The organism is Ruegeria sp. BE1 (genome assembly GCF_056538885.1).
This window is the reverse complement of sequence record NZ_JBQFTY010000002.1, coordinates 252,235-272,555: the sequence shown is the minus strand read 5'-3', so window position 1 is coordinate 272,555 and position 20,321 is coordinate 252,235. Positions and strand designations below refer to the sequence as shown.

25 protein-coding genes are annotated in these 20,321 nt (G+C 60.9%); 20 read left to right on the top strand and 5 right to left on the bottom strand.

From position 1 onward, the window contains the following. Positions 1-500 precede the first annotated feature (500 nt). From ACR0J5_RS07550 to ACR0J5_RS07460, 19 genes are all read left to right on the top strand, one after another. Positions 501-845 carry a hypothetical protein gene (locus tag ACR0J5_RS07550; RefSeq protein ID WP_480651946.1) on the top strand — a complete coding sequence of 115 codons (345 nt, stop codon included), beginning with the start codon at positions 501-503 and terminating at the stop codon, positions 843-845. Continuing rightward, the gene (locus tag ACR0J5_RS07545; protein WP_480651944.1) at positions 754-2,124 is read left to right on the top strand and encodes a DNA-packaging protein; all 1,371 of its coding nucleotides are present in this window, start codon (positions 754-756) and stop codon (positions 2,122-2,124) included. The genes ACR0J5_RS07550 and ACR0J5_RS07545 overlap by 92 nt, the downstream gene beginning before the upstream one ends. A 163-nt stretch (positions 2,125-2,287) precedes the next feature. Continuing rightward, entirely contained in the window at positions 2,288-2,869 is a 582-nt protein-coding gene (locus tag ACR0J5_RS07540; protein ID WP_480651942.1) for a hypothetical protein, read from the top strand. Positions 2,870-3,095: 226 nt separating this feature from the next. Further along, positions 3,096-4,256, top strand: a complete 1,161-nt coding sequence (locus ACR0J5_RS07535; protein WP_480651940.1) for a phage portal protein — start codon at positions 3,096-3,098, stop codon at positions 4,254-4,256. After that, complete coding sequence (locus ACR0J5_RS07530; protein ID WP_480651938.1) at positions 4,249-4,467, top strand: GTA head formation protein, RCAP_rcc01685 family; 219 nt, start codon at positions 4,249-4,251, stop codon at positions 4,465-4,467. The genes ACR0J5_RS07535 and ACR0J5_RS07530 overlap by 8 nt, the downstream gene beginning before the upstream one ends. Before the next feature lie 26 nt (positions 4,468-4,493). Continuing rightward, positions 4,494-5,039: an HK97 family phage prohead protease gene (locus tag ACR0J5_RS07525; protein ID WP_480651937.1), complete on the top strand. Its 546-nt coding sequence runs from the start codon at positions 4,494-4,496 to the stop codon at positions 5,037-5,039. 36 nt (positions 5,040-5,075) lie between these two features. Continuing rightward, on the top strand, positions 5,076-6,254 hold the full coding sequence (locus ACR0J5_RS07520) for a phage major capsid protein (protein ID WP_480651935.1): 1,179 nt from the start codon (positions 5,076-5,078) through the stop codon (positions 6,252-6,254). A 173-nt stretch (positions 6,255-6,427) separates the two neighbouring features. Continuing rightward, positions 6,428-7,027, top strand: a complete 600-nt coding sequence (locus tag ACR0J5_RS07515; RefSeq protein ID WP_480651933.1) for a head-tail connector protein — start codon at positions 6,428-6,430, stop codon at positions 7,025-7,027. Continuing rightward, a complete protein-coding gene (locus ACR0J5_RS07510) occupies positions 7,024-7,362 on the top strand; it encodes a phage head closure protein (RefSeq protein ID WP_480651932.1) in 339 nt (112 codons plus the stop codon). The genes ACR0J5_RS07515 and ACR0J5_RS07510 overlap by 4 nt, the downstream gene beginning before the upstream one ends. After that, positions 7,359-7,772: a DUF3168 domain-containing protein gene (locus ACR0J5_RS07505; RefSeq protein ID WP_480651930.1), complete on the top strand. Its 414-nt coding sequence runs from the start codon at positions 7,359-7,361 to the stop codon at positions 7,770-7,772. The genes ACR0J5_RS07510 and ACR0J5_RS07505 overlap by 4 nt, the downstream gene beginning before the upstream one ends. 20 nt (positions 7,773-7,792) lie before the next feature. Continuing rightward, positions 7,793-8,206: a phage major tail protein, TP901-1 family gene (locus ACR0J5_RS07500; protein ID WP_480651928.1), complete on the top strand. Its 414-nt coding sequence runs from the start codon at positions 7,793-7,795 to the stop codon at positions 8,204-8,206. A 5-nt stretch (positions 8,207-8,211) separates the two neighbouring features. After that, entirely contained in the window at positions 8,212-8,529 is a 318-nt protein-coding gene (locus ACR0J5_RS07495; protein WP_480651927.1) for a gene transfer agent family protein, read from the top strand. Further along, positions 8,526-8,738, top strand: coding sequence for a rcc01693 family protein (locus ACR0J5_RS07490; protein ID WP_480651925.1), 213 nt, complete (start codon positions 8,526-8,528; stop codon positions 8,736-8,738). The genes ACR0J5_RS07495 and ACR0J5_RS07490 overlap by 4 nt, the downstream gene beginning before the upstream one ends. Next, positions 8,722-9,387, top strand: coding sequence for a phage tail tape measure protein (locus tag ACR0J5_RS07485; protein ID WP_480651923.1), 666 nt, complete (start codon positions 8,722-8,724; stop codon positions 9,385-9,387). The genes ACR0J5_RS07490 and ACR0J5_RS07485 overlap by 17 nt, the downstream gene beginning before the upstream one ends. 18 nt (positions 9,388-9,405) lie before the next feature. Further along, the gene (locus tag ACR0J5_RS07480) at positions 9,406-10,038 is read left to right on the top strand and encodes a phage distal tail protein, Rcc01695 family (RefSeq protein WP_480651921.1); all 633 of its coding nucleotides are present in this window, start codon (positions 9,406-9,408) and stop codon (positions 10,036-10,038) included. Beyond that, positions 10,038-10,925, top strand: coding sequence for a DUF2163 domain-containing protein (locus ACR0J5_RS07475; RefSeq protein ID WP_480651919.1), 888 nt, complete (start codon positions 10,038-10,040; stop codon positions 10,923-10,925). Before ACR0J5_RS07480 ends, ACR0J5_RS07475 begins: the two co-directional genes overlap by 1 nt. Continuing rightward, a complete protein-coding gene (locus tag ACR0J5_RS07470) occupies positions 10,922-11,368 on the top strand; it encodes an NlpC/P60 family protein (protein WP_480651917.1) in 447 nt (148 codons plus the stop codon). The genes ACR0J5_RS07475 and ACR0J5_RS07470 overlap by 4 nt, the downstream gene beginning before the upstream one ends. Next, positions 11,369-15,334 (top strand): baseplate multidomain protein megatron, encoded by a 3,966-nt coding sequence (locus ACR0J5_RS07465; RefSeq protein ID WP_480651915.1) that lies wholly within the window; start codon positions 11,369-11,371, stop codon positions 15,332-15,334. Between the two features lie 8 nt (positions 15,335-15,342). Further along, positions 15,343-15,624 carry a DUF7742 family protein gene (locus ACR0J5_RS07460; protein ID WP_480651913.1) on the top strand — a complete coding sequence of 94 codons (282 nt, stop codon included), beginning with the start codon at positions 15,343-15,345 and terminating at the stop codon, positions 15,622-15,624. On the opposite strand, the gene ACR0J5_RS07455 is transcribed toward ACR0J5_RS07460, so the two are convergent. Continuing rightward, entirely contained in the window at positions 15,605-15,943 is a 339-nt protein-coding gene (locus ACR0J5_RS07455) for a TraR/DksA family transcriptional regulator (protein WP_480651911.1), read from the bottom strand. The genes ACR0J5_RS07460 and ACR0J5_RS07455 overlap by 20 nt on opposite strands. An 84-nt stretch (positions 15,944-16,027) precedes the next feature. Between ACR0J5_RS07455 and cysE the strand changes: the two genes are divergently transcribed. Then, on the top strand, positions 16,028-16,837 hold the full coding sequence (gene cysE / locus ACR0J5_RS07450; RefSeq protein ID WP_480651909.1) for a serine O-acetyltransferase: 810 nt from the start codon (positions 16,028-16,030) through the stop codon (positions 16,835-16,837). Between the two features lie 5 nt (positions 16,838-16,842). Here the strand turns inward: cysE and ACR0J5_RS07445 are convergent, their stop codons facing one another. The 4 genes from ACR0J5_RS07445 to ACR0J5_RS07430 form a co-directional block, all read right to left on the bottom strand. Next, positions 16,843-17,079: a hypothetical protein gene (locus ACR0J5_RS07445; RefSeq protein WP_480651907.1), complete on the bottom strand. Its 237-nt coding sequence runs from the start codon at positions 17,077-17,079 to the stop codon at positions 16,843-16,845. Positions 17,080-17,244: 165 nt separating this feature from the next. Next, positions 17,245-18,546, bottom strand: a complete 1,302-nt coding sequence (locus tag ACR0J5_RS07440) for a pyruvate dehydrogenase complex dihydrolipoamide acetyltransferase (RefSeq protein ID WP_480651905.1) — start codon at positions 18,544-18,546, stop codon at positions 17,245-17,247. A gap of 1 nt (position 18,547) precedes the next feature. Next, the gene (locus ACR0J5_RS07435; RefSeq protein WP_480651903.1) at positions 18,548-18,943 is read right to left on the bottom strand and encodes a hypothetical protein; all 396 of its coding nucleotides are present in this window, start codon (positions 18,941-18,943) and stop codon (positions 18,548-18,550) included. Positions 18,944-18,948: 5 nt separating this feature from the next. Further along, positions 18,949-20,319, bottom strand: a complete 1,371-nt coding sequence (locus ACR0J5_RS07430; RefSeq protein WP_480651901.1) for a pyruvate dehydrogenase complex E1 component subunit beta — start codon at positions 20,317-20,319, stop codon at positions 18,949-18,951. Positions 20,320-20,321 lie beyond the last annotated feature (2 nt).

Here is a 20,321-nt window from a genome sequence, read left to right as displayed (position 1 = left end):
CTTTTTGGCCCGAGGCGAGGATGCGCACCGGGCAACAGTAGTGGCCACGCCAAAGGCGCAACCGGCAGGGTTTTGCGAAGCCTCGGGGCGGATGGGCGAGTCCCATACGTCTGGCCGTCGCATCAAGAACCCTGCGTGAAGGGGAACTAGGAAAAGTGTCGTGCGCTGTGGGGGGCCATTGTGGCCAGAATGCTCACGCGTCAGCGCTGTGTGGGCGGCTGATGCGGCTTATGGACGGGATTGTCAAGCTTTGATGCCTGAGCGGGTCGGTGCGAGGGAAGGCTGCTGTGCGGTTTTGATCGCACCACGCGAAAGGAAATATTAACCGCTGCGCGCGTTGGGCGTTGCGTGTGTGTTGCGCAAATCATTGACTTTGGGCGCTTTTTATCGTACACATTGTGGCATGCTAGAAGAAATGGGCAACGGCCCCGGGGCGAACCGGCGGCCGTTTTTCGTTTCTCTCGTGCGGAGAAAACTCACGCATGAGGTCACAGGCAAACATGACTTTGATTACCCCGGAAGAGCGGATTTCTCAGACGGCCGACTTACTGCAGTCGCTTGAAAGATCCATTCGCGATTTGCGCCAGGCAGCGGAAGAACTGCGCAGGCAGATCGGTGCCGGGGAGGATGCAGACCTTGCCGGAACAGGCAAGCAACTGGGTCAGTTAGAGGGGCTGATCCGAAGTTGCCAGAAAGTGGAGACAAGCTTTGTCGAACAACATCACAGACAAGCCGGAATTGCCCAAGGGGGCTATGCGCTCGACCTTGAGCGCGCTCGATTTGAAATCGGGTGCAGGCTGGCTCGCCTCCGCCGATGCTGCGGTGAGGGACAGATTTCTGAGTGAGATCGGGGAGGGGGGGCTATGTGCCCTCCCTTTCCTGTTTGAGTTCTGGGCGCTGTCGCACCAACTGCCGCCCGAGGGCGACTGGCGGTCTTGGGTCATCATGGGCGGGCGCGGTGCGGGTAAGACGCGTGCGGGGTCCGAATGGGTGCGGTCGATGGTTGAAGGGGCCAAGCCGTTGGATCGCGGTGAAGCCAGTCGGGTGGCGCTGGTGGGTGAGACCTTTGATCAGGTGCGCGATGTGATGATCTTTGGCGATAGCGGGATTTTGCGATGCTCACCGCCGGATCGTCGGCCTGTGTGGAAGGTGTCGGAACGCAAGCTGATCTGGCCCAACGGGGCCGAGGCGCAGGTGTTTTCGGCGCATGATCCCGAAGGGTTGCGCGGCCCTCAGTTCGATGCCGCCTGGGTGGATGAGTTGGCCAAGTGGAAGAAGGCGGGTGAGACGTGGGATATGCTGCAATTCGCCCTGCGGTTGGGGGATCGCCCGAGGGTCTGTGTGACGACGACACCTCGTAATGTGAAGGTTTTGAAGGATTTGCTGACGTCGCCCTCGACCGTGCAGACCCATGCGCCGACCGAGGCGAACCGAGCCAATCTGGCCGACTCGTTTCTGGCCGAAGTGCGCGCGCGTTACGCGGGCACGCGGCTGGGGCGGCAGGAATTGGACGGGGTGCTGCTGTCGGATGCTGAGGGGGCGCTGTGGACAGGCTCGATGCTGGAGGCGGCGCGGATGGACACTGTGCCCGAGTTGGATCGGGTTGTGGTCGCTCTGGACCCGGCGGTGACGGCGGGGTCCAGCGCGGATGCCTGCGGCATCGTGGTCGTGGGCGCGCAGCTACAGGGGTCGCCCGAGCAGTGGCGCGCCTATGTGCTGGCCGACCGGACGGTGCAGGGCGTTGGTCCGGCGGGTTGGGCACAGGCAGCGATTGACGCGATGGACGGATTCGGGGCCGAGCGGCTGGTGGCCGAGGTCAATCAGGGCGGGCAACTGGTCGAGGAGGTCGTGCGGCAGGTGGACCCTCTGGTCCCGTTCCGGGCGGTGCGGGCGTCACGCGGCAAGGTCGCGCGGGCCGAGCCTGTGGCGGCACTGTACGAACAGGGGCGGGTGCGCCATGTCGCCGGGCTGGACGCGCTGGAGGAGCAGATGTGCCAGATGACCGCGCGCGGGTTCGAGGGGCAGGGTTCGCCGGACCGGGTGGATGCACTGGTCTGGGCGCTGCATGAGTTGATTGTGGGGCCTGCGGGGGCGTATCGGCGGCCTAGGGTGCGGACGCTCTGAATTACTCGAACAGAACGAAGGCAAACGTATGTTCGGGTAAGTGAAGTCCTATTTCGGTCCGCGGGTGACGTTACTAGAATGACCTATTGAAAAGTGCTTCGGTTTGTGACCAAGTTTCCTTTAGTAGCTTTTTCCCGGATTTAAGGCGCTTGTTCATGTTGGAATGATTCAGAACCAGATGCATTTTTCTTGTACTTTTGGATTTCAACTGCGGATTCTTGCACTCGGTTTGATGTGTCAAAGTTGTACACAGGCTATCCAACCGCCCCGAATTTCCTTAGAGGAACGGCAGCCCGTAGAGATTTCGCGGGCAGTAGCGACGTTTGCTGAATTCTGTTATAAAGATGCTCCAAGTTTTGCGGGTGTCGAGAGGAAGGCACTTTCTGGAAATTATAACGAAGCGCCAAACGGTTGGTTGGAGCATCAGAAACTGGCTGTCGATCTGGTCGTACGCGAGCATATAAGCCACAAGACATGTCAAGTAGCGTTTCGTTCAGATCAGTCAGAAAGAGAATTTCTAAATCTGATGCAACACCCATTTAACGCAACGGAATTCTCCGGCGCTGAGTTTAGGTCTCTGTTTTCTTCTGAAACAAGCAGCGTTCCTTTTTTCGAATACATCGAGAAGGCCTTTGTCTCCCGCACAAACTTTGACGGTATTGAAGCGGTATTTTATGGGTTCGTCCTTGATGATCGTACTCAACTTGAAAACCTGACGACCTTTGGCTTGTTACTGCGTATTTGAAAAAAGTGAGTCACGTTCTGCTGCGATAGTTGTTACGGGCTGTTCGCCTACCAATGGCACGTGCGGAAAGTGCTATGCGACGGCTACATCACTCTAAACTAACGGAGCCGCAATTCGGTTTCACCCGTTGCCCAACCGCCGTACGCCCCATTCCCAAGCCTTAAACTTCTTTCCGTCATAACTCCTTTCAACAAGCCGGACACAGCGGCGAAAGAAAGGAGCACAGATGGTATTCGATTTCTTGCGTCGTGGAGCGGCCGGGGAAGCGCCCGAGGCGAAGGCCAGCGCGGCGGGCCCCGTGGTGGCGTGGCAAACAGGTGGGCGCGTGGCGTGGAGCCCTCGGGACGCGGTGTCGCTGACGCGGACGGGGTTTTCGGGGAACCCGGTGGGGTTCCGGTCGGTCAAGCTGATTGCTGAGGCGGCGGCGGCGCTGCCTCTGGTGTTGCAGGATCAGGCGCAGCGTTACGATGCGCATCCGATCCTGTCTCTGATGCGTCGACCCAATGCGGCGCAGGGGCGGGCGGAGTTGATGGAGGCTCTGTTCGGTCAGCTGCTGCTGTCGGGTAACGCGTATGTCGAGGCGGTGCAGGCCGATGAGGGCCTGCCGGTTGAGCTGCACGTCCTGCGTTCGGATCGGATGAGTGTGGTTCCGGGTGCGGATGGCTGGCCCAAGGCGTATGATTACACGGCGGGCGGCAAGACGCACCGCTTCCCTGCGGATGCGATCTGTCACATCAAGTCCTTCCACCCCCAGGACGATCACTATGGCTTCTCGCCGATGCAGGCGGCAGCGATGGCGATTGATGTGCATAACAGCGCGTCTCGGTGGTCGAAATCTCTGTTGGACAATGCGGCGCGGCCTTCTGGCGCTTTGGTGTGGAAGGGCGATGGCCATGGGGTGATGGCCGAGGAGCAGTTCCGGCGTTTGTCGGATGAGATCGAGCAGAACTATCGCGGGGCACGCAATGCAGGGCGTCCGATGGTTCTGGAAGGGGGCTTGGATTGGAAGCCGATGGGGTTCTCTCCGTCCGATATGGAGTTTCAAAAGACCAAGGAAGCCGCCGCCCGCGAGATCGCGCTAGCCTTTGGGGTCCCGCCGATGTTGCTGGGGATCCAGGGCGACGCGACCTATTCGAACTATCAGGAGGCCAACAGGGCGTTTTATCGCCTGACCGTGCTGCCTCTGGTGACGCGGGTGGCGGCGGCGGTGTCGGAATGGCTGGCGGGCTATACCGGTGAGGATTTGGTGCTGAAGCCCGATCTGGATCAGGTGCCGGCACTGTCGGCGGAACGCGATGCGCAATGGGCGCGGGTCAACGGGGCCGATTTCCTGACGGATGCCGAAAAGCGTGCATTGCTGGGGCTGCCGGAGCGTGCGGATGGCTGATGGGTATCCTCCGTTCGACTGCGCGCCGGGCCTGCGTCTGGCCGCGCATGAGCGGGTGGCTGAAATCCAGCATGCACATCTGTGTCGCAGGCTGGACCAGATCGAAGAGATGATGGAGCGGCTGGAGAAGCGATTGTGGCTGACGGTCTATGGTGTCGCCGCCGTGATTCTTGCGCAGGTGTTTCAGTCGTTCCTAACGGCAGTGCCGTGAATTCACAGACTTATGAGGAGGTGTTCATGGATTTGGAACACAAGTTCGCACGGTTCGGAGACGGGCTTTCGGTGTCCGAGAATGCGGTGATCGAAGGCTATGCCAGCCTGTTCGGACAGGTCGATCAGGGTAGCGATGTGGTGCAACGCGGGGCATATCGAGGCTCGCTTGGCGGGCTCAAGGCCGCTGGACAACGGGTCAAGATGCTGTGGCAGCACGACCCGGCGCAGCCCATCGGCGTCTGGGATGAGGTGCGCGAGGATGACCGTGGCCTGTGGGTCAAAGGGCGTCTGCTGGAGGCCACGCAAAAGGGCCGTGAGGCAGCCGAGCTGATCCGGGCCGGTGCGATGGACGGGCTGTCGATTGGCTATCGCACCAAGCGGGCCGTGAAAAACGATAAGGGCCAGCGGGTCCTGACCGAACTGGAGCTGTGGGAAGTGTCCTTAGTGACGTTCCCGATGCTGCCCAGTGCGCGGGTGGCGGCGAAGGGCGTTGAGCCTGAAACCGAAAACACCTGGCGCAGTATTGCCGAGGTGTTCAACGACGCCCGGCAGGAGCTGGCGCGGACCTAGCGCGCCTCAACCCCCACCCAAGAAATGGAAGTGCTGATGAGCAAGACCGAAACCCCGGCCTTGACCGGAGAGGGTGCGCCCCTGGTTCAGGAGGTGAAGCAGGCGATGGCTGGCTTCGTGAATGAATTCAAGGGCCTCAAGGCCGAAGTTAAAACCAAACTACAACAGACAGAAGAGCGACTGACCATGCTGGATCGTAAATCAACCATCGCGGCGCGCCCGCATCTTGCGGCCTCGATCGAGGACGGCGCACCGCACCAAAAAGCATTCGACGCCTATGTGCGTTCGGGCGAGGATGACGGACTGCGCGGGCTTGAGATGGAGTCGAAATCTCTGTCCAGCGCCGTAAACAGCGATGGCGGCTATCTGATCGACCCGCAGACCGCCGAGATGATCAAGTCGGTGCTGAAATCCACCGCCTCGATCCGGTCGATTGCGTCGGTGGTGAATGTCGAGGCGAACTCGTTCGACGTGCTGATCGACCATACCGACGTGGGCGCGGGCTGGGCCGATGAGAACGCCGCCGCGACCGAGACCGCGACCCCGTCGATTGATCGCATTTCCATCCCGTTGCACGAGCTGAGCGCACTGCCGAAAGCGTCGCAGCGCTTGCTGGATGATAGCGCCTTTGATGTCGAGGGCTGGCTGGCCGGTCGCATTGCCGACAAATTCGCGCGCGCCGAAGCGGCGGCCTTTATCAATGGTGACGGCGCGGACAAGCCCAAGGGTATTCTGAACCACGCCAAGGTCGACAATGACACTTGGGACTGGGGCAACATTGGTTATGTGCCCACCGGCATCGACGGCGGTGTCGAGGCGGATGCAATTGTCGATGTGGTCTATGCGCTGGGCGCGCAGTACCGGGTGAACGGCACCTTCGTGATGAACTCGAAAACTGCGGGTCTGATCCGCAAGCTGAAGGACAGCGATGGCCGCTTCTTGTGGTCGGACGGTCTGGCCGCGGGTGAGCCCGCGCGCCTGATGGGTTATCCGGTGCTGATCGCCGAGGACATGCCGGACGCGGGCACCGACAGCTTCTCGATCGCTTTCGGTGACTTCCAGGCCGGTTACACCATTGCCGAACGCCCTGACCTGCGCGTCCTGCGCGACCCGTTCAGCGCCAAACCGCATGTCCTGTTCTACGCAACCAAGCGCGTTGGCGGCGACGTGAGCGACTTTGCCGCGATCAAGCTGGTGAAATTCGGCACCGCCTAAAGCGGACCGAAACCTTGGGGGGTTTCGGCCCCCCAAGGCGGCGGGCGCGGGCCGGGGTGAGATCCCTTGCGTTGTCTAGCTGCTCCCCTCCGTCCGAGCAACGTGGGGCGGCGCGTGCCCGTCAATTCCTGAAGTTACGGCCCCGGAGGGGTCCGAGATTGCGGAGTGTATGGATGATGTTGATCGAAGAAACCGCCATCGCGGATGCGGCGCTGCCGGTGGATCAGTTCAAGGCTCATCTGCGGCTGGGTACCGGCTTTGCCGAGGACAGCGTGCAGGATGAAGTTCTAAAAGGTTTTCTGCGTGCAGCGATTGCAGCGATTGAGGCGCGTACCGGCAAGGTGCTGATCGCGCGTGAGTTTTCGTGGGATCTGAACGGTTGGCGCGATGCGGCGGGTGAGGTGTTGCCGGTGGCCCCGGTCACGGTGATCAGCGCGGTGACTGTGACCGATCCGAGCGGTACCGACACGGTCGTGGACAGTGCCCGGTATCGTCTGGCCCAAGACAGCCAGCGCCCGCGTCTGCGCCCTGCGGGGACGTCCCTACCGACCATTCCCACGGGTGGGTCGGTCAAGATCGCCTTTACCGCCGGGATGGCTGCGGATTGGGGCGCTCTGCCCGCTGATCTGGGGCAGGCGGTGCTGCTGTTGGCCGCGCATTACTATGAATACCGGGATGAGACGGCGTTGGGCGCGGGCTGTATGCCCTTTGGCGTCACCAGCCTGATCCAACGCTACCGGGTTGTGCGCTTTGGTGCAGGGGTGGCGCAATGAAGACGCCCCGATTGAACAGAAAGCTGGTGCTTGAGGCACCGGTGCGCAGCGCGGATGGGGCTGGTGGGTATACCGAGACCTGGGCCGCCGTGGGAACGGTTTGGGCCGAGGTCACGGCCCGCAGCGGGTCCGAGCGGTCTGTTGCAGGTGTCCCGGTCTCGCGCGTTGGCTATCGCATCGTGGTGCGCGGCGCGCCCGAAGGATCGGCGATGCGCCCAACCCCGGATCAGCGGTTTTCAGAGGGCACGCGCCGGTTCGTGATCCGCGCGGTGGCCGAGCGCGACCCGCGCGGCCAGTACCTGACCTGTTTCGCGGATGAAGAGGTGGCGGCATGAGTTACGGCGTATCAGCCGCTTTGCAGGCGGCGGTGTTTCAACAGCTGTCGGGCGACGCGCAGGTCAGCACGCTGTCAGGCGGCGCGATCTATGACGCAGTTCCGGCGGGGGCGGTGCCCCAGACCTATGTGACGCTGGGGCCGGAAGAGGTGCGCGATGCCTCGGACCTGTCAGGCGCAGGGGCCGTGCATCGCTTTACCGTGTCGGTGATGTCCGAGGCCGCTGGTTTTGGCGCGGCCAAGACGCTGGCGGGCGCGGTGTGTGATGCGCTGGAGGGCGCGGCGTTAACCTTGGATCGTGGCCGCCTTGTGGGGCTGTGGTTCGAGCGCGCCAGCGCCCGGCGCACCGGAACGGGCGGCGCGATCCGCCAGATCGACCTGAGATTCCGCGCCCGCGTGGAAGACGACTAAGCAATCAACGGAGAGAGCATATGGCTGCCCAGAACGGAAAAGACCTGTTGGTCAAAGTGGATATGAACGGCTCGGGCCTGTTCGAGACCATCGCGGGCCTTCGCGCCACGCGGGTCAGTTTCAACGCGGAAAGTGTGGATGTCACCAGCCTTGAAAGTCAGGGCGGATGGCGCGAGCTGCTGTCGGGTGCGGGGGTCAAATCGGCCTCGATCTCGGGGTCGGGTGTGTTCAAGGACGAGGGTACCGATGAGCGTGCGCGTCAGTTGTTTTTTGACGGCGAGACGCCGAACTTTCAGGTGATCATCCCCGATTTCGGCATTGTCGAAGGCGCGTTTCAGGTGACGGGCATCGAATATGCGGGCTCGCATAATGGTGAGGCCACCTATGAGATGAGCCTGGCCAGCGCCGGTGCCCTGACCTTTACGGCGCTGTAAGTCCGATGGCCAATCCGTGGACAGGTGAGGTGGCATTGACCATCGATGGGCAGCAGCGGGTGCTCAAGCTGACGCTGGGTGCTTTGGCGGAACTGGAGCAGGAACTGGGTACCGGGACATTGGTGGAACTGGTGCAGCGGTTCGAAGGCGGGGCCTATTCCAGCGGTGATGTGCTGGCGCTGATCGTGGCCGGGCTGCGGGGGGGCGGGGCGGATGTGACCCGCGCCGACCTGCTGCGCGCTGAGATCGAGGGCGGTCCGATGGCGGGCGCCCGTGCGGCGGCTGAACTGCTGGCACGCGCCTTCATGGTGCCGGAGCGGTGAGCGGGTTCGACTGGCCCGCCCTGATGCGGGCCGGGATGACCGGCCTGCGTCTGACGCCGGAACAGTTCTGGCGTCTGACCCCGGCCGAGCTGGGGCTGATGCTGGGGCAGGGCGCAGGGATGCCCGCGATGAACCGGGCGGGGCTGGACGAGTTGCTGGCGGCCTACCCCGACAAGAAACAAGGAGAGCATGATGACGACGGATCGTGACGGGTTTGACGACCTGCAAGAGCGGGGCGAGGCGCTGGGCGACTCGCTGGGGGATGCGGCGTCTATGGCTGCAGCGTTTGACGGCCAGATGAAGCGGATCAAGCAAGCTTTTGAAGAGACAGGCAAAGATGTGGCGACGCTGGAGCGCGGTATGTCGGGCGGTTTGCGCAAGGCATTTGACGGCGTTGTGCTGGACGGGATGAACCTGTCGGAGGCGCTGAATGTGCTCAAAGATTCGATGATCCGCACAGCCTATTCGGCAGCGATCAAGCCTGTGACGGATCATTTCGGAGGGATGCTCGCCAATACAGTAGGCGGGTTGGTGCAAGGCATTCTGCCTTTCGCAGATGGCGGCAGCTTTTCCCAGGGACGTGTCATGCCCTTTGCCAATGGCGGTGTGGTCAGTGGGCCCACGACATTCCCAATGCGCGGCGGCACCGGCCTGATGGGTGAGGCTGGTCCCGAAGCGATCATGCCGTTGGCTCGTGGTTCGGACGGCAAACTGGGCGTGCGCACCTCGGGCGGGGGACGGGCGGTGAACGTGGTGATGAATATCACCACGCCTGATGTGCAGGGGTTCCGCCGCAGTCAGGGGCAAATCGCTGCACAGATGAGCCGCGCCTTGGGCCGTGGCAATCGCAACAGATAATTCAGGGAGCAGCAGGTCATGAATTTCCACGAAGTCAGATTTCCCGCCAGCCTCAGCTTTGGCTCGGTCGGCGGCCCGGAAAGACGTACAGATATTGTCACGCTGGCCAACGGTTTTGAAGAGCGCAACACGCCATGGGCGCATTCCCGCCGCCGCTATGACGCCGGGCTGGGGATGCGGTCGCTGGATGATATCGAAACGCTGATCTCGTTCTTCGAGGCGCGCCAGGGCCAGATGTTCGGCTTTCGCTGGAAAGACTGGTCGGACTACAAGTCCGGTGCGGCCACTGCCGAAGTCAGCCAGCGCGATCAGGTAATCGCCCTTGGCGATGGCACGACAACAACGTTCCGCTTGGTCAAGACCTATAGCTCGGGCGGGTTCAGCTATGTCCGGCCAATCGTCAAACCTGTCCAGGGGACGGTAAAGATCGGCATTGAACAGGACCAGATGCGCGAAGGTGTAGATTTTGAGGTTGATCTGGCGACCGGCGCGATCTCGTTCACCGCGCCGCCACCGGAGGAGGTGGAGATCACAGCCGGGTACGAGTTCGATGTACCGGTGCGGTTTGACACTGACAAGATCCAAACCAGCGTGGCGAGTTTTCAGGCCGGCGACGTTCCCAATGTTCCCGTGGTTGAGGTGCGTGTGTGATGAGCGGCGACAAACAGGGATTACAGGCGCATTTGCACAGCGGGCTGACGACGACCTGCCGCTGCTGGATGATCCGGCGCGCGGACGGACAGGAATACGGGTTTACCGACCACGATATGGAACTGCGCTTTGACGGGATGACCTTCACGGCCAGTTCCGGCCTGACCGCGTCGGCGATTGAGCAGGCGACGGGCCTGTCCATCGACAATTCCGAGGCGATGGGCGCGTTGTCGGACGCAGCCGTCACCGAAGGGGATATCGAAGCGGGTCGTTTCGATGGTGCCGAGGTTCGTGCCTGGCTGGTGAACTGGACTGATACCGATCAGAGGATGCTGCAGTTCCGCGGCTCGATCGGAGAACTGCGGCGCGCGGGTGGGGCGTTTCATGCCGAACTACGCGGGCTCACGGATTTACTGAACCAGCCGATGGGGCGCATTTACCAGAAGCCATGTACGGCGGTTCTGGGGGATCGGGCGTGCAAGTTCAAGCTCGACACGCCGGGCTATCAGGCCGACGTCGAAGTGGTGGAGCTGACGGCGGGCAGCAATCTGTTACTGAAAGGCGCGGGTGGCCGCGACAATGGTTGGTTCAAACGTGGCAGGCTGGATGTGCTGACCGGACAGGCTGCCGGGCTTTGGGATGTCATCAAACAGGACAAACGCGTTTCCGGCGGGCGGAACGTCACGTTGTGGTCCGGTATCTGCGGCGGTTTGGCCGTCGGCGATCGGGTCAGGCTGACTGCCGGATGCAACAAAAGCATGTACACCTGTCGGCTGAAGTTCAACAACCTTCTGAACTTTCAGGGATTTCCCGACCTTCCCGGTGAGGATTGGATGATGGCCGTGCCCAAGCAGGGTAATCCCAACACCGGAGGGAGCAGACGATGAGCACCCGCAGACAGGATATCGTGACCGAAGCCCGCAGTTGGCTGGGAACACCCTATGTTCATCAGGCGTCGGTCAAAGGCGGCGGCACGGATTGTCTGGGCTTGCTGCGCGGTGTGTGGCGGGCCCTTGTCGGTCATGAACCCGAAGCAGTGCCCAGTTACAGCATGGATTGGTCTGAACCGCAGGGTGACGAACGGATGTGGGCCGCGGCCCGCCGCCATCTGGTTGAAAAGCCACAAGATCAGGCTGCAATGGGTGATGTTCTTCTGTTTCGCATGCGTCAAGGGCGTGTCGCCAAACATGTCGGGATCGTCAGCGAAACAGGGGCCGTACCGCGCTTTATCCATGCCTATTCCGGCCATGGCGTCGTTGAAAACACGCTGAGTGATCCCTGGCGCCGCCGGGTGGTCGCCTGTTTTGAATTCCCTCTGGAGGATAAGTAAATGGCGACAATAGTTCTGTCCGCAGCGGGGGCTGCAGTTGGCGGCGCGATTGGCGGTACGGTTGCGGGGCTATCAACGGCTGTCATTGGCCGCGCAATCGGCGCGACTTTGGGCCGTGTGATCGACCAGCGACTCATGAGCCAGTCAGTCATGGGAGGCGGTAGCGAGGTTGTCGAAACCGGACGCCTGGATCGGTTTCGCCTGACTGAAACAGGGGAAGGTGCCCCGGTCGCGACGGTCTTTGGGCGGATGCGTGTGGGTGGTCAGGTGATCTGGGCCTCGGACTTTCTGGAGACCAAATCCACAAGCACGACGACCCAAGGGGGCGGGGGTGGCGGCAAGGGCTCTCCCAAAGCGCCGGAGGTGACCACAACCACGCATAGCTACAGCTATTCGATCTCGCTGGCCATTGCATTGGGCAACGGCGTGATTTCGGATGTTCCTCGCATCTGGGCCGACGGAGAGGAGCTGGAACGCGCAAACCTGAACATGCGGTTTTATCGCGGCGACAACCAACAGCTGCCCGACCCTTTGATCGAGGCGGTCGAAGGTACGGGCAAAGTGCCCGCCTATCGCGGGACGGCTTATGTTGTGATCGAAGACTTGCAACTGGCTCAGTTTGGCAACCGAGTGCCGCAGTTTTCGTTCGAGGTCGTGCGACAGGAGCAGCCGGGTTTGCCTGATACTCCGAGCGCTTTGTCCCGAACTATCCGGGGTGTGGCGTTGATGCCGGGCACCGGTGAATACGCGTTGGCCAGTGAACAGGTCAACTATACCAAAGGCGCTGGGCAAAGCTGGGCTGCAAATGTGAATTCGGCCTCGGGCAAGCCTGATCTTGTGACTGCAACACGCGCGCTGCGGACCGAGCTGAAATCCTGCGGTGCTGCATCCCTTATCGTGTCATGGTTCGGGAACGATTTGCGGTGCGGGTCGTGTCAATTGCGGCCGAAGGTCCTGCGCAAGGACATCGAAGGTGAGAACATGCCCTGGCAGGTCGCCGGGGAAATACGTCATTCGGCCCAGCAGGTCCGTTATCAGAACGACCGGCCAGTCTATGGTGCTACACCTTCGGATAAGGCCGTAGTGCAGGCGATCCGCCATTTAAAAAGCACCGGTAAACGCGTCATGTTTTATCCGTTTATTCTGATGGATCAATTGGAGGGCAACGGTTTGCCCGACCCATGGTCCGATGCTGGCAACCAGCCGCATTTGCCGTGGCGCGGTCGTATCACGTTAAGCGAGGCGCCAGGGCGCGCGGGCTCTCCGGATCAGACAGCCGCCGCTGATACGCAGGTTGCCGCGTTTTTCGGTTCGGCCCGCGCCAGCGATTTTGTCGTGAGCGATGGAACTGTCACCTATACCGGCCCACAGGAATGGGGGCTGCGTCGGTTCATCCTGCACTATGCGGCCCTGTGTAAATCCGCAGGTGGCGTGGCGTCTTTCTGTATTTCATCCGAGATGCGTGGATTGACTCAAATCCGGGGTCTTTCCGGGTTCCCGGCGGTCGCGCAATTGCGCCAGCTGGCAGCAGAGGTTCGGACCATTTTGGGGCCGGATACCAAGATCGGTTATGCAGCTGATTGGAGTGAGTATTTCGGCTATCAGCCCAATGATGGGTCCGGTGACCGGTATTTCCACCTCGATCCGTTGTGGGCCGATGACGATATCGATTTCGTGGGTATCGACAATTACATGCCGCTGTCGGACTGGCGAGATGGCGTGGACCATCTGGATGCCCAATCCGGTGTAGATGCGATCTATGATCTGGAATACCTGCGGGGCAATATCGAGGGCGGCGAGGGCTATGAGTGGTACTACGCCTCGCCAGAAGAGGCCAAAGCGCAAATTCGCACACCCATCGAAGACGGCGAGCATGATGAGCCATGGGTCTGGCGTTACAAGGATCTGCGCAACTGGTGGTCGAACCGTCATCACGAACGGGTGGGCGGTGTGCGCCGCGCAAACCCCACGAATTGGGTTCCGGGGTCGAAACCGATCTGGTTCACCGAGCTTGGCTGCGCGGCGATCGACAGGGGGACCAATCAGCCGAACAAATTCTTGGACCCGAAATCATCGGAATCCAGCCTGCCGCGTCATTCCAACGGGATGCGTGATGATTTCATGCAGGTGCAGTACCTCAGGGCGATGCTGGGCTATTGGTCCGATCCGGCCATCAACCCGAAATCCGATCAGTACAGCGGCCGTATGATCGACATGTCCAACGCCTATGTCTGGGCCTGGGACGCACGCCCGTTTCCCACTTTTCCAAATCTGCGCAGCCAGTGGAGCGATGGTGCAAACTATCCGCGCGGTCATTGGCTGAACGGACGGTCGGGCAGCCGCACTCTGGCCTCGGTCGTCACCGAGATTTGTTATGGGGCCGGGGTAACCCATATCGATGTGTCGCGCCTGTACGGTGTGGTGCGCGGTTATGCGATCGAAGATGTCACAACCGCCCGGGCTGCCTTGCAACCATTGATGTTGCGATACGGCTTCGACGCGATTGAGCGGGACGGCATTTTACGCTTTCAGATGCGGGATGGTCGCAAGGCAATTGAGCTGGACACTGACCTGCTGGCGGACAGCGCCGATATCGAAGGACGCGTGGAACACCGGCGTGAGGCTGAGGCCGAACTGACGGGCCGTGTTCGTCTGCGCTTTGTGCAGTCTGATGCTGACCATGACGTCGTCTCGGAAGAGGCCGTTCTGCCGGACGCGCGCACCCATGCGGTCTCGGTCAACGAAGTGCCCTTGTCGATGACCCGCGCCGAAGGCCGCCAGACGGTGGAACGGTGGTTGAGCGAGGCGCGTGTTTCACGCGAGACGACGCGCTTTGCGCTGCCGCCCTCGATGCTGCATGTGGGGGCAGGCGATGTCGTCACCTTGGCCCAGGACGGGCAGGGTGCGCGGTATCGCATCGACCGGGTAGAGCAGGCCGATCTGCAAATCGCGGATGCCGTTCGGATTGAACCGGGCGTCTATGCGGCCTCGGACCTGCCCGATGATGAGGTAAGCGAAAAACCGTTTGTCGCCCCGGTTCCCGTTTTGCCAGTGTTTCTGGACCTGCCGCTGCTTACCGGATCAGAGGCGCCGCACGCGCCCTATGTGGCGGCCTCGGCAAATCCATGGCCCGGCAGCGTTGCCGTATATTCAGCTGCCCAGGACGAAGACTATGCTTTGCAAGAGGTCATCGCGGGCCAGGCGGTCATAGGATTCACCGAAACACCATTGCGGCGGGCCAGTGCGGGTCTGTGGGACGAAGGTACGCCCCTGCGCGTCAATCTAATCGATGGGGTACTGGAATCCCGCCCGCGCGAGGCGCTTTTGAACGGAGCCAACCTGGCGGCGATAGGGGACGGGACGCCGGGGAATTGGGAGCTGTTCCAGTTTGCCGACGCGACATTGCAGGACACTGGTGTTTACACCCTGTCCGGGCGTTTGCGTGGTCAGCTGGGAACCGATGCTGTGATGCCGGACGTATGGCCGGACGGGTCGATGTTTGTTCTGCTGGATCAGCGCATCTACCAAACCGGGCTGTTGCGCTCGGAACGGCGCGTCGCCAAGCATTACCGGATTGGACCGGCGACACGGGGCTATGATGACCCTTCCTTTGTGCATTTGGTTCAGGCGTTCGATGGCAACGGCCTGCGCCCCTATGCGCCGGTGCATCTCAGGTCAGTGCAGCACGCCTCGGGCGACCAGCTGATCTGGACACGTCGCACGCGGCTTGATGGCGATGACTGGGCCGGTCTGGACGTGCCTTTGGCAGAGGAGAACGAAACCTACCTTGTCCAAATCCGCCAAGGCGGTTCGCTTGTGCGCGAGCAGGTGGTAAGCGAAGCTAGTTGGTACTATTCGACGGTTGCAAAGGCGGCAGATGGGGTGAGCGGGCCTTATGACATTCAGGTGGCGCAAGTCTCGGCCAGCTATGGGCCGGGTCTGTTCGCCACTCTGACGGTGGAATAGTCGCTGCGATGCGCCCCGTTCTGCATGGTGACATCAGTGCCGCCGCCCGCGCTTTGCTGGCGGCACCGGCGACCGAACGAGAGCGTCTCTGTTCCCGGATGATTTATGAGGCGGAGATGGCCGACAAATATGTCGGCCACACCGGACGGCTGCACCCGCTATTTGGCAACGGATCATTGATGGCGGCGGCTCGCAACCGGCGCCTGGTAGATGAGCCGGGCTTTGATGATCTGCAATATTGTCAGTGTTTCGAGATGGTTCTGCACCATCTCATCCGGTTGCACAGCTGACACATCTGGTGGCGGCAAGATCAAGCGCCAGGCGACCGTGCGGAATTGTGTCTCCGCAATCTTCGCAATAGCCGTACTCGCCTTCGTCGATACGGATCAGAGCGGCCTGCAAACGCCTGGTTTCGTTGTCCCTTTGGGCTTGTTGCGCTTTGGCCATGGCTTGATTTTGCAACGCGTCCATTCGGCTGAGGCGTCCAACGGCCTGCTGATCCAGATCCACAATCGCCTGCGCGTCTTTTCCGGCAGCTGACTGACCTGCTATCTCGGCCAAACGCGCCTGAATTCGGGCCGCAAAATCCTTTGTTTCGGCGTCATTCATTTTTGTTACCCTGTCGATCACGGGTTTGCGTTTGGTGTTTTTGCAACTAAATGGCATTCTAGGCGCAGCAAAGGAAGAAAAGCCATGTTGGAAAAGCGCAGTCACGTGACACCGGTTGATCCGGTCTGGACCCGTATCACAACCGAAGCTCAGACCGCCGTTGAAGATGAGCCGCTGATGGGCGGCCTGGTTCACGCCTGTATCCTGCACCATCGCAGCCTTGAGCGGGCCTTGTCGTACCGTGTGGCGGCCAAACTGTGCTCGAATGAAATGTCCATGATGGTCCTGCGTGAAATCGTGGATGAGGCTTATGCCGACGATCCTTCGCTTGTCGAAGCTGCCCGTGCCGACCTGATGGCAGTGTATGAGCGGGACCCGGCCTGCCACCGGTTGTTGCAGCCGATCCTCTATTTCAAAGGGTATCAGGCGATGCAGGCGTATCGCGTGGCCCACTGGCTGTGGAACAAGCGCAGGTATGATCTGGCCTATTTTTTCCAGATGCGCTCGTCCGAGATTTTCGGGATCGACATTCATCCAGCCGCGAAAATCGGCAAAGGGATCATGATCGATCACGCCCATTCCATCGTGATCGGGGAAACTGCCGTGGTCGGTGACAACGTGTCAATGCTGCATTCCGTGACGTTGGGCGGAACCGGCAAGGAAGAAGAACAGCGTCACCCGACGATTGGTGACGGGGTTCTGATCGGGGCCGGGGCCAAGGTTCTCGGCAATATCCAGGTTGGCCATTGCAGCCGTATCGCCGCCGGATCGGTGGTGCTGCAAGAGGTCCCCGCCTGCACGACCGTCGCCGGCATTCCGGCAAAGATCGTGGGGGAGGCGGGGTGCGACCAGCCGTCGATCTCAATGGATCATATGCTGGGCAAAGATCAGTAGCGCGTTCAGTTCAGGCGGTTGTCCTTCTTGGTCTGCCGCTTGAGCCGCCGCTCCTCGCGCCGTTTCTTCCGCTCTTCTATGCGCTTGGCGCGATCAGCCTCCCATTTTGCGACAGCGCTTTTCGAGTTGAATTTCGAGTTTTCACCGGGATAGCTGTTGGGCTTGGAATAGGCATCGGCCGGCGCGATTGCGGCCAGCATCAGGAAAACCACAAACATTCTGGACAGGCGAGTAAGGGTCATAGGGCACCTCTGCATCTGTGATGGGCGTGTACAGAGTGTGGGGGTCCGCCCGGGATTGAACAAGCATTGGGCCGCTCACGCTGGCTCACATCCCGGCAGGTCCAAAAAGAAAACCGCGCCGGAATTCACCCGGCGCGGCAAAACATGGGTTGGTTCGTGGCTGGGTCAGGCCAGCATGACCATCGGGTTTTCCAGATTGTCCACGATGGCTTGCAGCAACTCAGCCCCCAATGCGCCGTCAATCACGCGGTGATCAACAGACATTGTAACGGACATAACGGTGGCGACCGTCAGCTCTCCGTCATCGCCCACGACCGGTTTCTTGACCCCGGTGCCCACGGCCAGAATACCTGCATGGGGCGGGTTCACGATGGCGTCGAAATTGTCGATGCCGAACATGCCCAGGTTCGAGATCGCAAAGGTCCCGCCCTGATATTCATGCGGGGCCAGTTTCCGTTCACGGGCGCGACCGGCCAGGTCCTTCATCTCGGTCGAAAGCGCGGACAGCGATTTGGTGTCGGCATCCTGAAGGACCGGGGTGAACAGGCCGCCTTCGATGGCGACCGCGACGGCCACGTCCGACGGTTTCAGTTGCAGCACCCGATCGCCGGCCCAAACCGCGTTACAGGCCGGAACCTGTTGCAGTGCGTTTGCCACGGCTTTGATGATGAAGTCATTGACGCTGAGCTTGACGCCCCGACCTTCCAGCTGTTTGTTCAACTGGCTGCGGAACTTGAGCAGCGCATCCAGCTTGATGTCACGACGCAGGTAGAAATGCGGGATCGTTTGCTTGGCTTCGGTCAGGCGCGCAGCAATGGTCTTGCGCATGCCGTCGAGCTTGATTTCCTCGTAGTCCCGGGTTTCGTACATCTTGGCGACTGCGTCTGCAGATGGGCCAGCCGGTGCTGAAGCTGCCGGGGTGGCGGCTGCAGGTGCGGGTGCTGCCGCCGGGGCAGTTGCTGTTGCGCCTTCCACATCCGCTTTGACAATACGGCCATGCGGGCCAGAGCCGGTGATCTGCGCCAGATCGAGGCCCTTTTGCGCGGCAATCCTGCGGGCCAGCGGAGAGGCAAAGATACGACCGCCATCGGCCTTGACCGGGGCAGCCGGGGCAGGGGCAGGCGCCTCGGACGCCGCTGGCGCGGCGGCCTCGTTGTCTGCGGCGGTTGCGGGTGCAGCCGCGGGGGCTGTGGCAGGCGTTGCGCCAATATCATCCGCGCTTTCGCCATCTTCCAACAGAACCGCGATGGCGGTGTTGACCTTGACCCCTTCGGAGCCTTCGGGGATCAGGATCTTGCCGATGGTGCCTTCGTCAACAGCCTCGAACTCCATCGTGGCCTTGTCGGTTTCAATCTCGGCCAGAAGGTCACCGCTTGATACGGTGTCGCCTTCCTTGACCAGCCATTTGGCAAGCGTACCTTCCTCCATCGTGGGCGACAGGGCGGGCATCAGAATTTCTGTGGGCATTTTAGTTCACTCCCTCGTCCTTGCAGCCATCGGATTTCAACCGAGCGCAATGGGCTTGAATTTCGGAAACGTTTCCGTCCTGCAATCGAATAAATACAGGACCAGCAGCGAAACCTTCGCTGCCTTTTGCAAAGTCAAAAACATCAAGTGACTGGAGCCGATCCTTGGCTTCTTCGGCAGACATTCCCTTCCAATGAGTTTCCGCCATAGCTTTCAGAACGTCACTTTCAGCGCGCAAGTTTTCTTGCTCAGAATAAAGGTGTGTGAGAGTGATGCTATGGTCCAGAGCTTGGTAAGAAGCAGTCATTGAGTTTTTGAGCCAATCCAATGAATCACCGGTGAGGAAGCCCAAGACGAACCCTGCTACTACCAGAAGAGATGTCTTGAGCTTTGTCATGCTCCTTACCGGTAGGTCACTTGTTTGACGGCGGCGATCACCTCATCGGTGGTGATCAGGGCCAGTTTTTCGAGGTTCGCGGCGTAAGGCATCGGAACATCCTTGCCGGTGCAATTGATGACGGGCGCGTCGAGATAATCGAACGCCTCCTGCATCACGACCGAGCTGATGTAGCTGCCGACCGAGCCTTGCGGCCAACCTTCTTCGACGGTCACCAGACGGTTGGTTTTCATCACCGAGTTGATGATCGCGCCGGTGTCCATCGGACGGATGGTGCGCAGGTCGATGACCTCGGCGCTGATGCCGTCTTCGGCCAGCTTGTCGGCGGCTTCCAGCGCGTATTGCATGCCGATGCCAAAGCTGACGATGGTCACGTCCGAGCCTTCACGCCAGATACGCGCCTTGCCCAGAGGGACGGTCAGGTCATCCACTTGCGGTACGTCGAACGTCCGTCCGTAGAGGATTTCGTTTTCTAGGAAGATCACCGGGTTGGGATCGCGGATTGCCGATTTCAGCAGGCCTTTGGCGTCGGCTGCCGAGTAGGGCATGACGACTTTCAGGCCGGGGATTTGCATGTACCACGCCGCATAGTCTTGGGAGTGCTGCGCGGCCACGCGGGCGGCGGCACCGTTGGGGCCACGGAAGACGATGGGGCAGCCCATCTGACCACCGGACATATAGAGCGTCTTGGCGGCGGAGTTGATGATCTGGTCAATCGCCTGCATGGCGAAGTTGAAGGTCATGAATTCGACGATGGGTTTCAAACCCCCAAAGGCCGAACCAACCGCGATACCGGCAAAGCCGTGCTCGGTGATCGGGGTATCGATCACGCGCTTGGCGCCGAACTCGTCCAGCAGGCCCTGACTGATCTTATAAGCCCCCTGGTATTCTGCGACTTCTTCGCCCATCAGGTAGACATCGTCGTCGCCGCGCATTTCCTCAGCCATCGCGTCGCGGAGCGCTTCGCGGACGGTTTCGGATTTCATTTCAGCGTCCGCCGGCCAATCAGGCGACAGGTCGACTACCGGTGCAGCAGGGGCGGCTGCAGGAGCGGGGGCCTCAACCGCCGCAGGGGCGGCCTCGGTCACCGCTGCGGCTGCGGGCGCAGCCGCGGGCAGGGCAGAGGCGTCTTCGCCTTCCTCCACAAGGATCGCGATAGGGGTGTTCACCTTCACCCCCTCGGTCCCTTCTTCGATCAGGATCTTGCCGACGATGCCTTCATCGACAGCTTCGAACTCCATCGTCGCCTTGTCGGTTTCGATCTCGGCCATGATATCGCCCGAGGATACGGTGTCGCCTTCTTTGACCAGCCATTTGGCCAGCGTGCCCTCTTCCATCGTGGGCGAAAGGGCGGGCATGAGAATTTCGGTTGCCATGT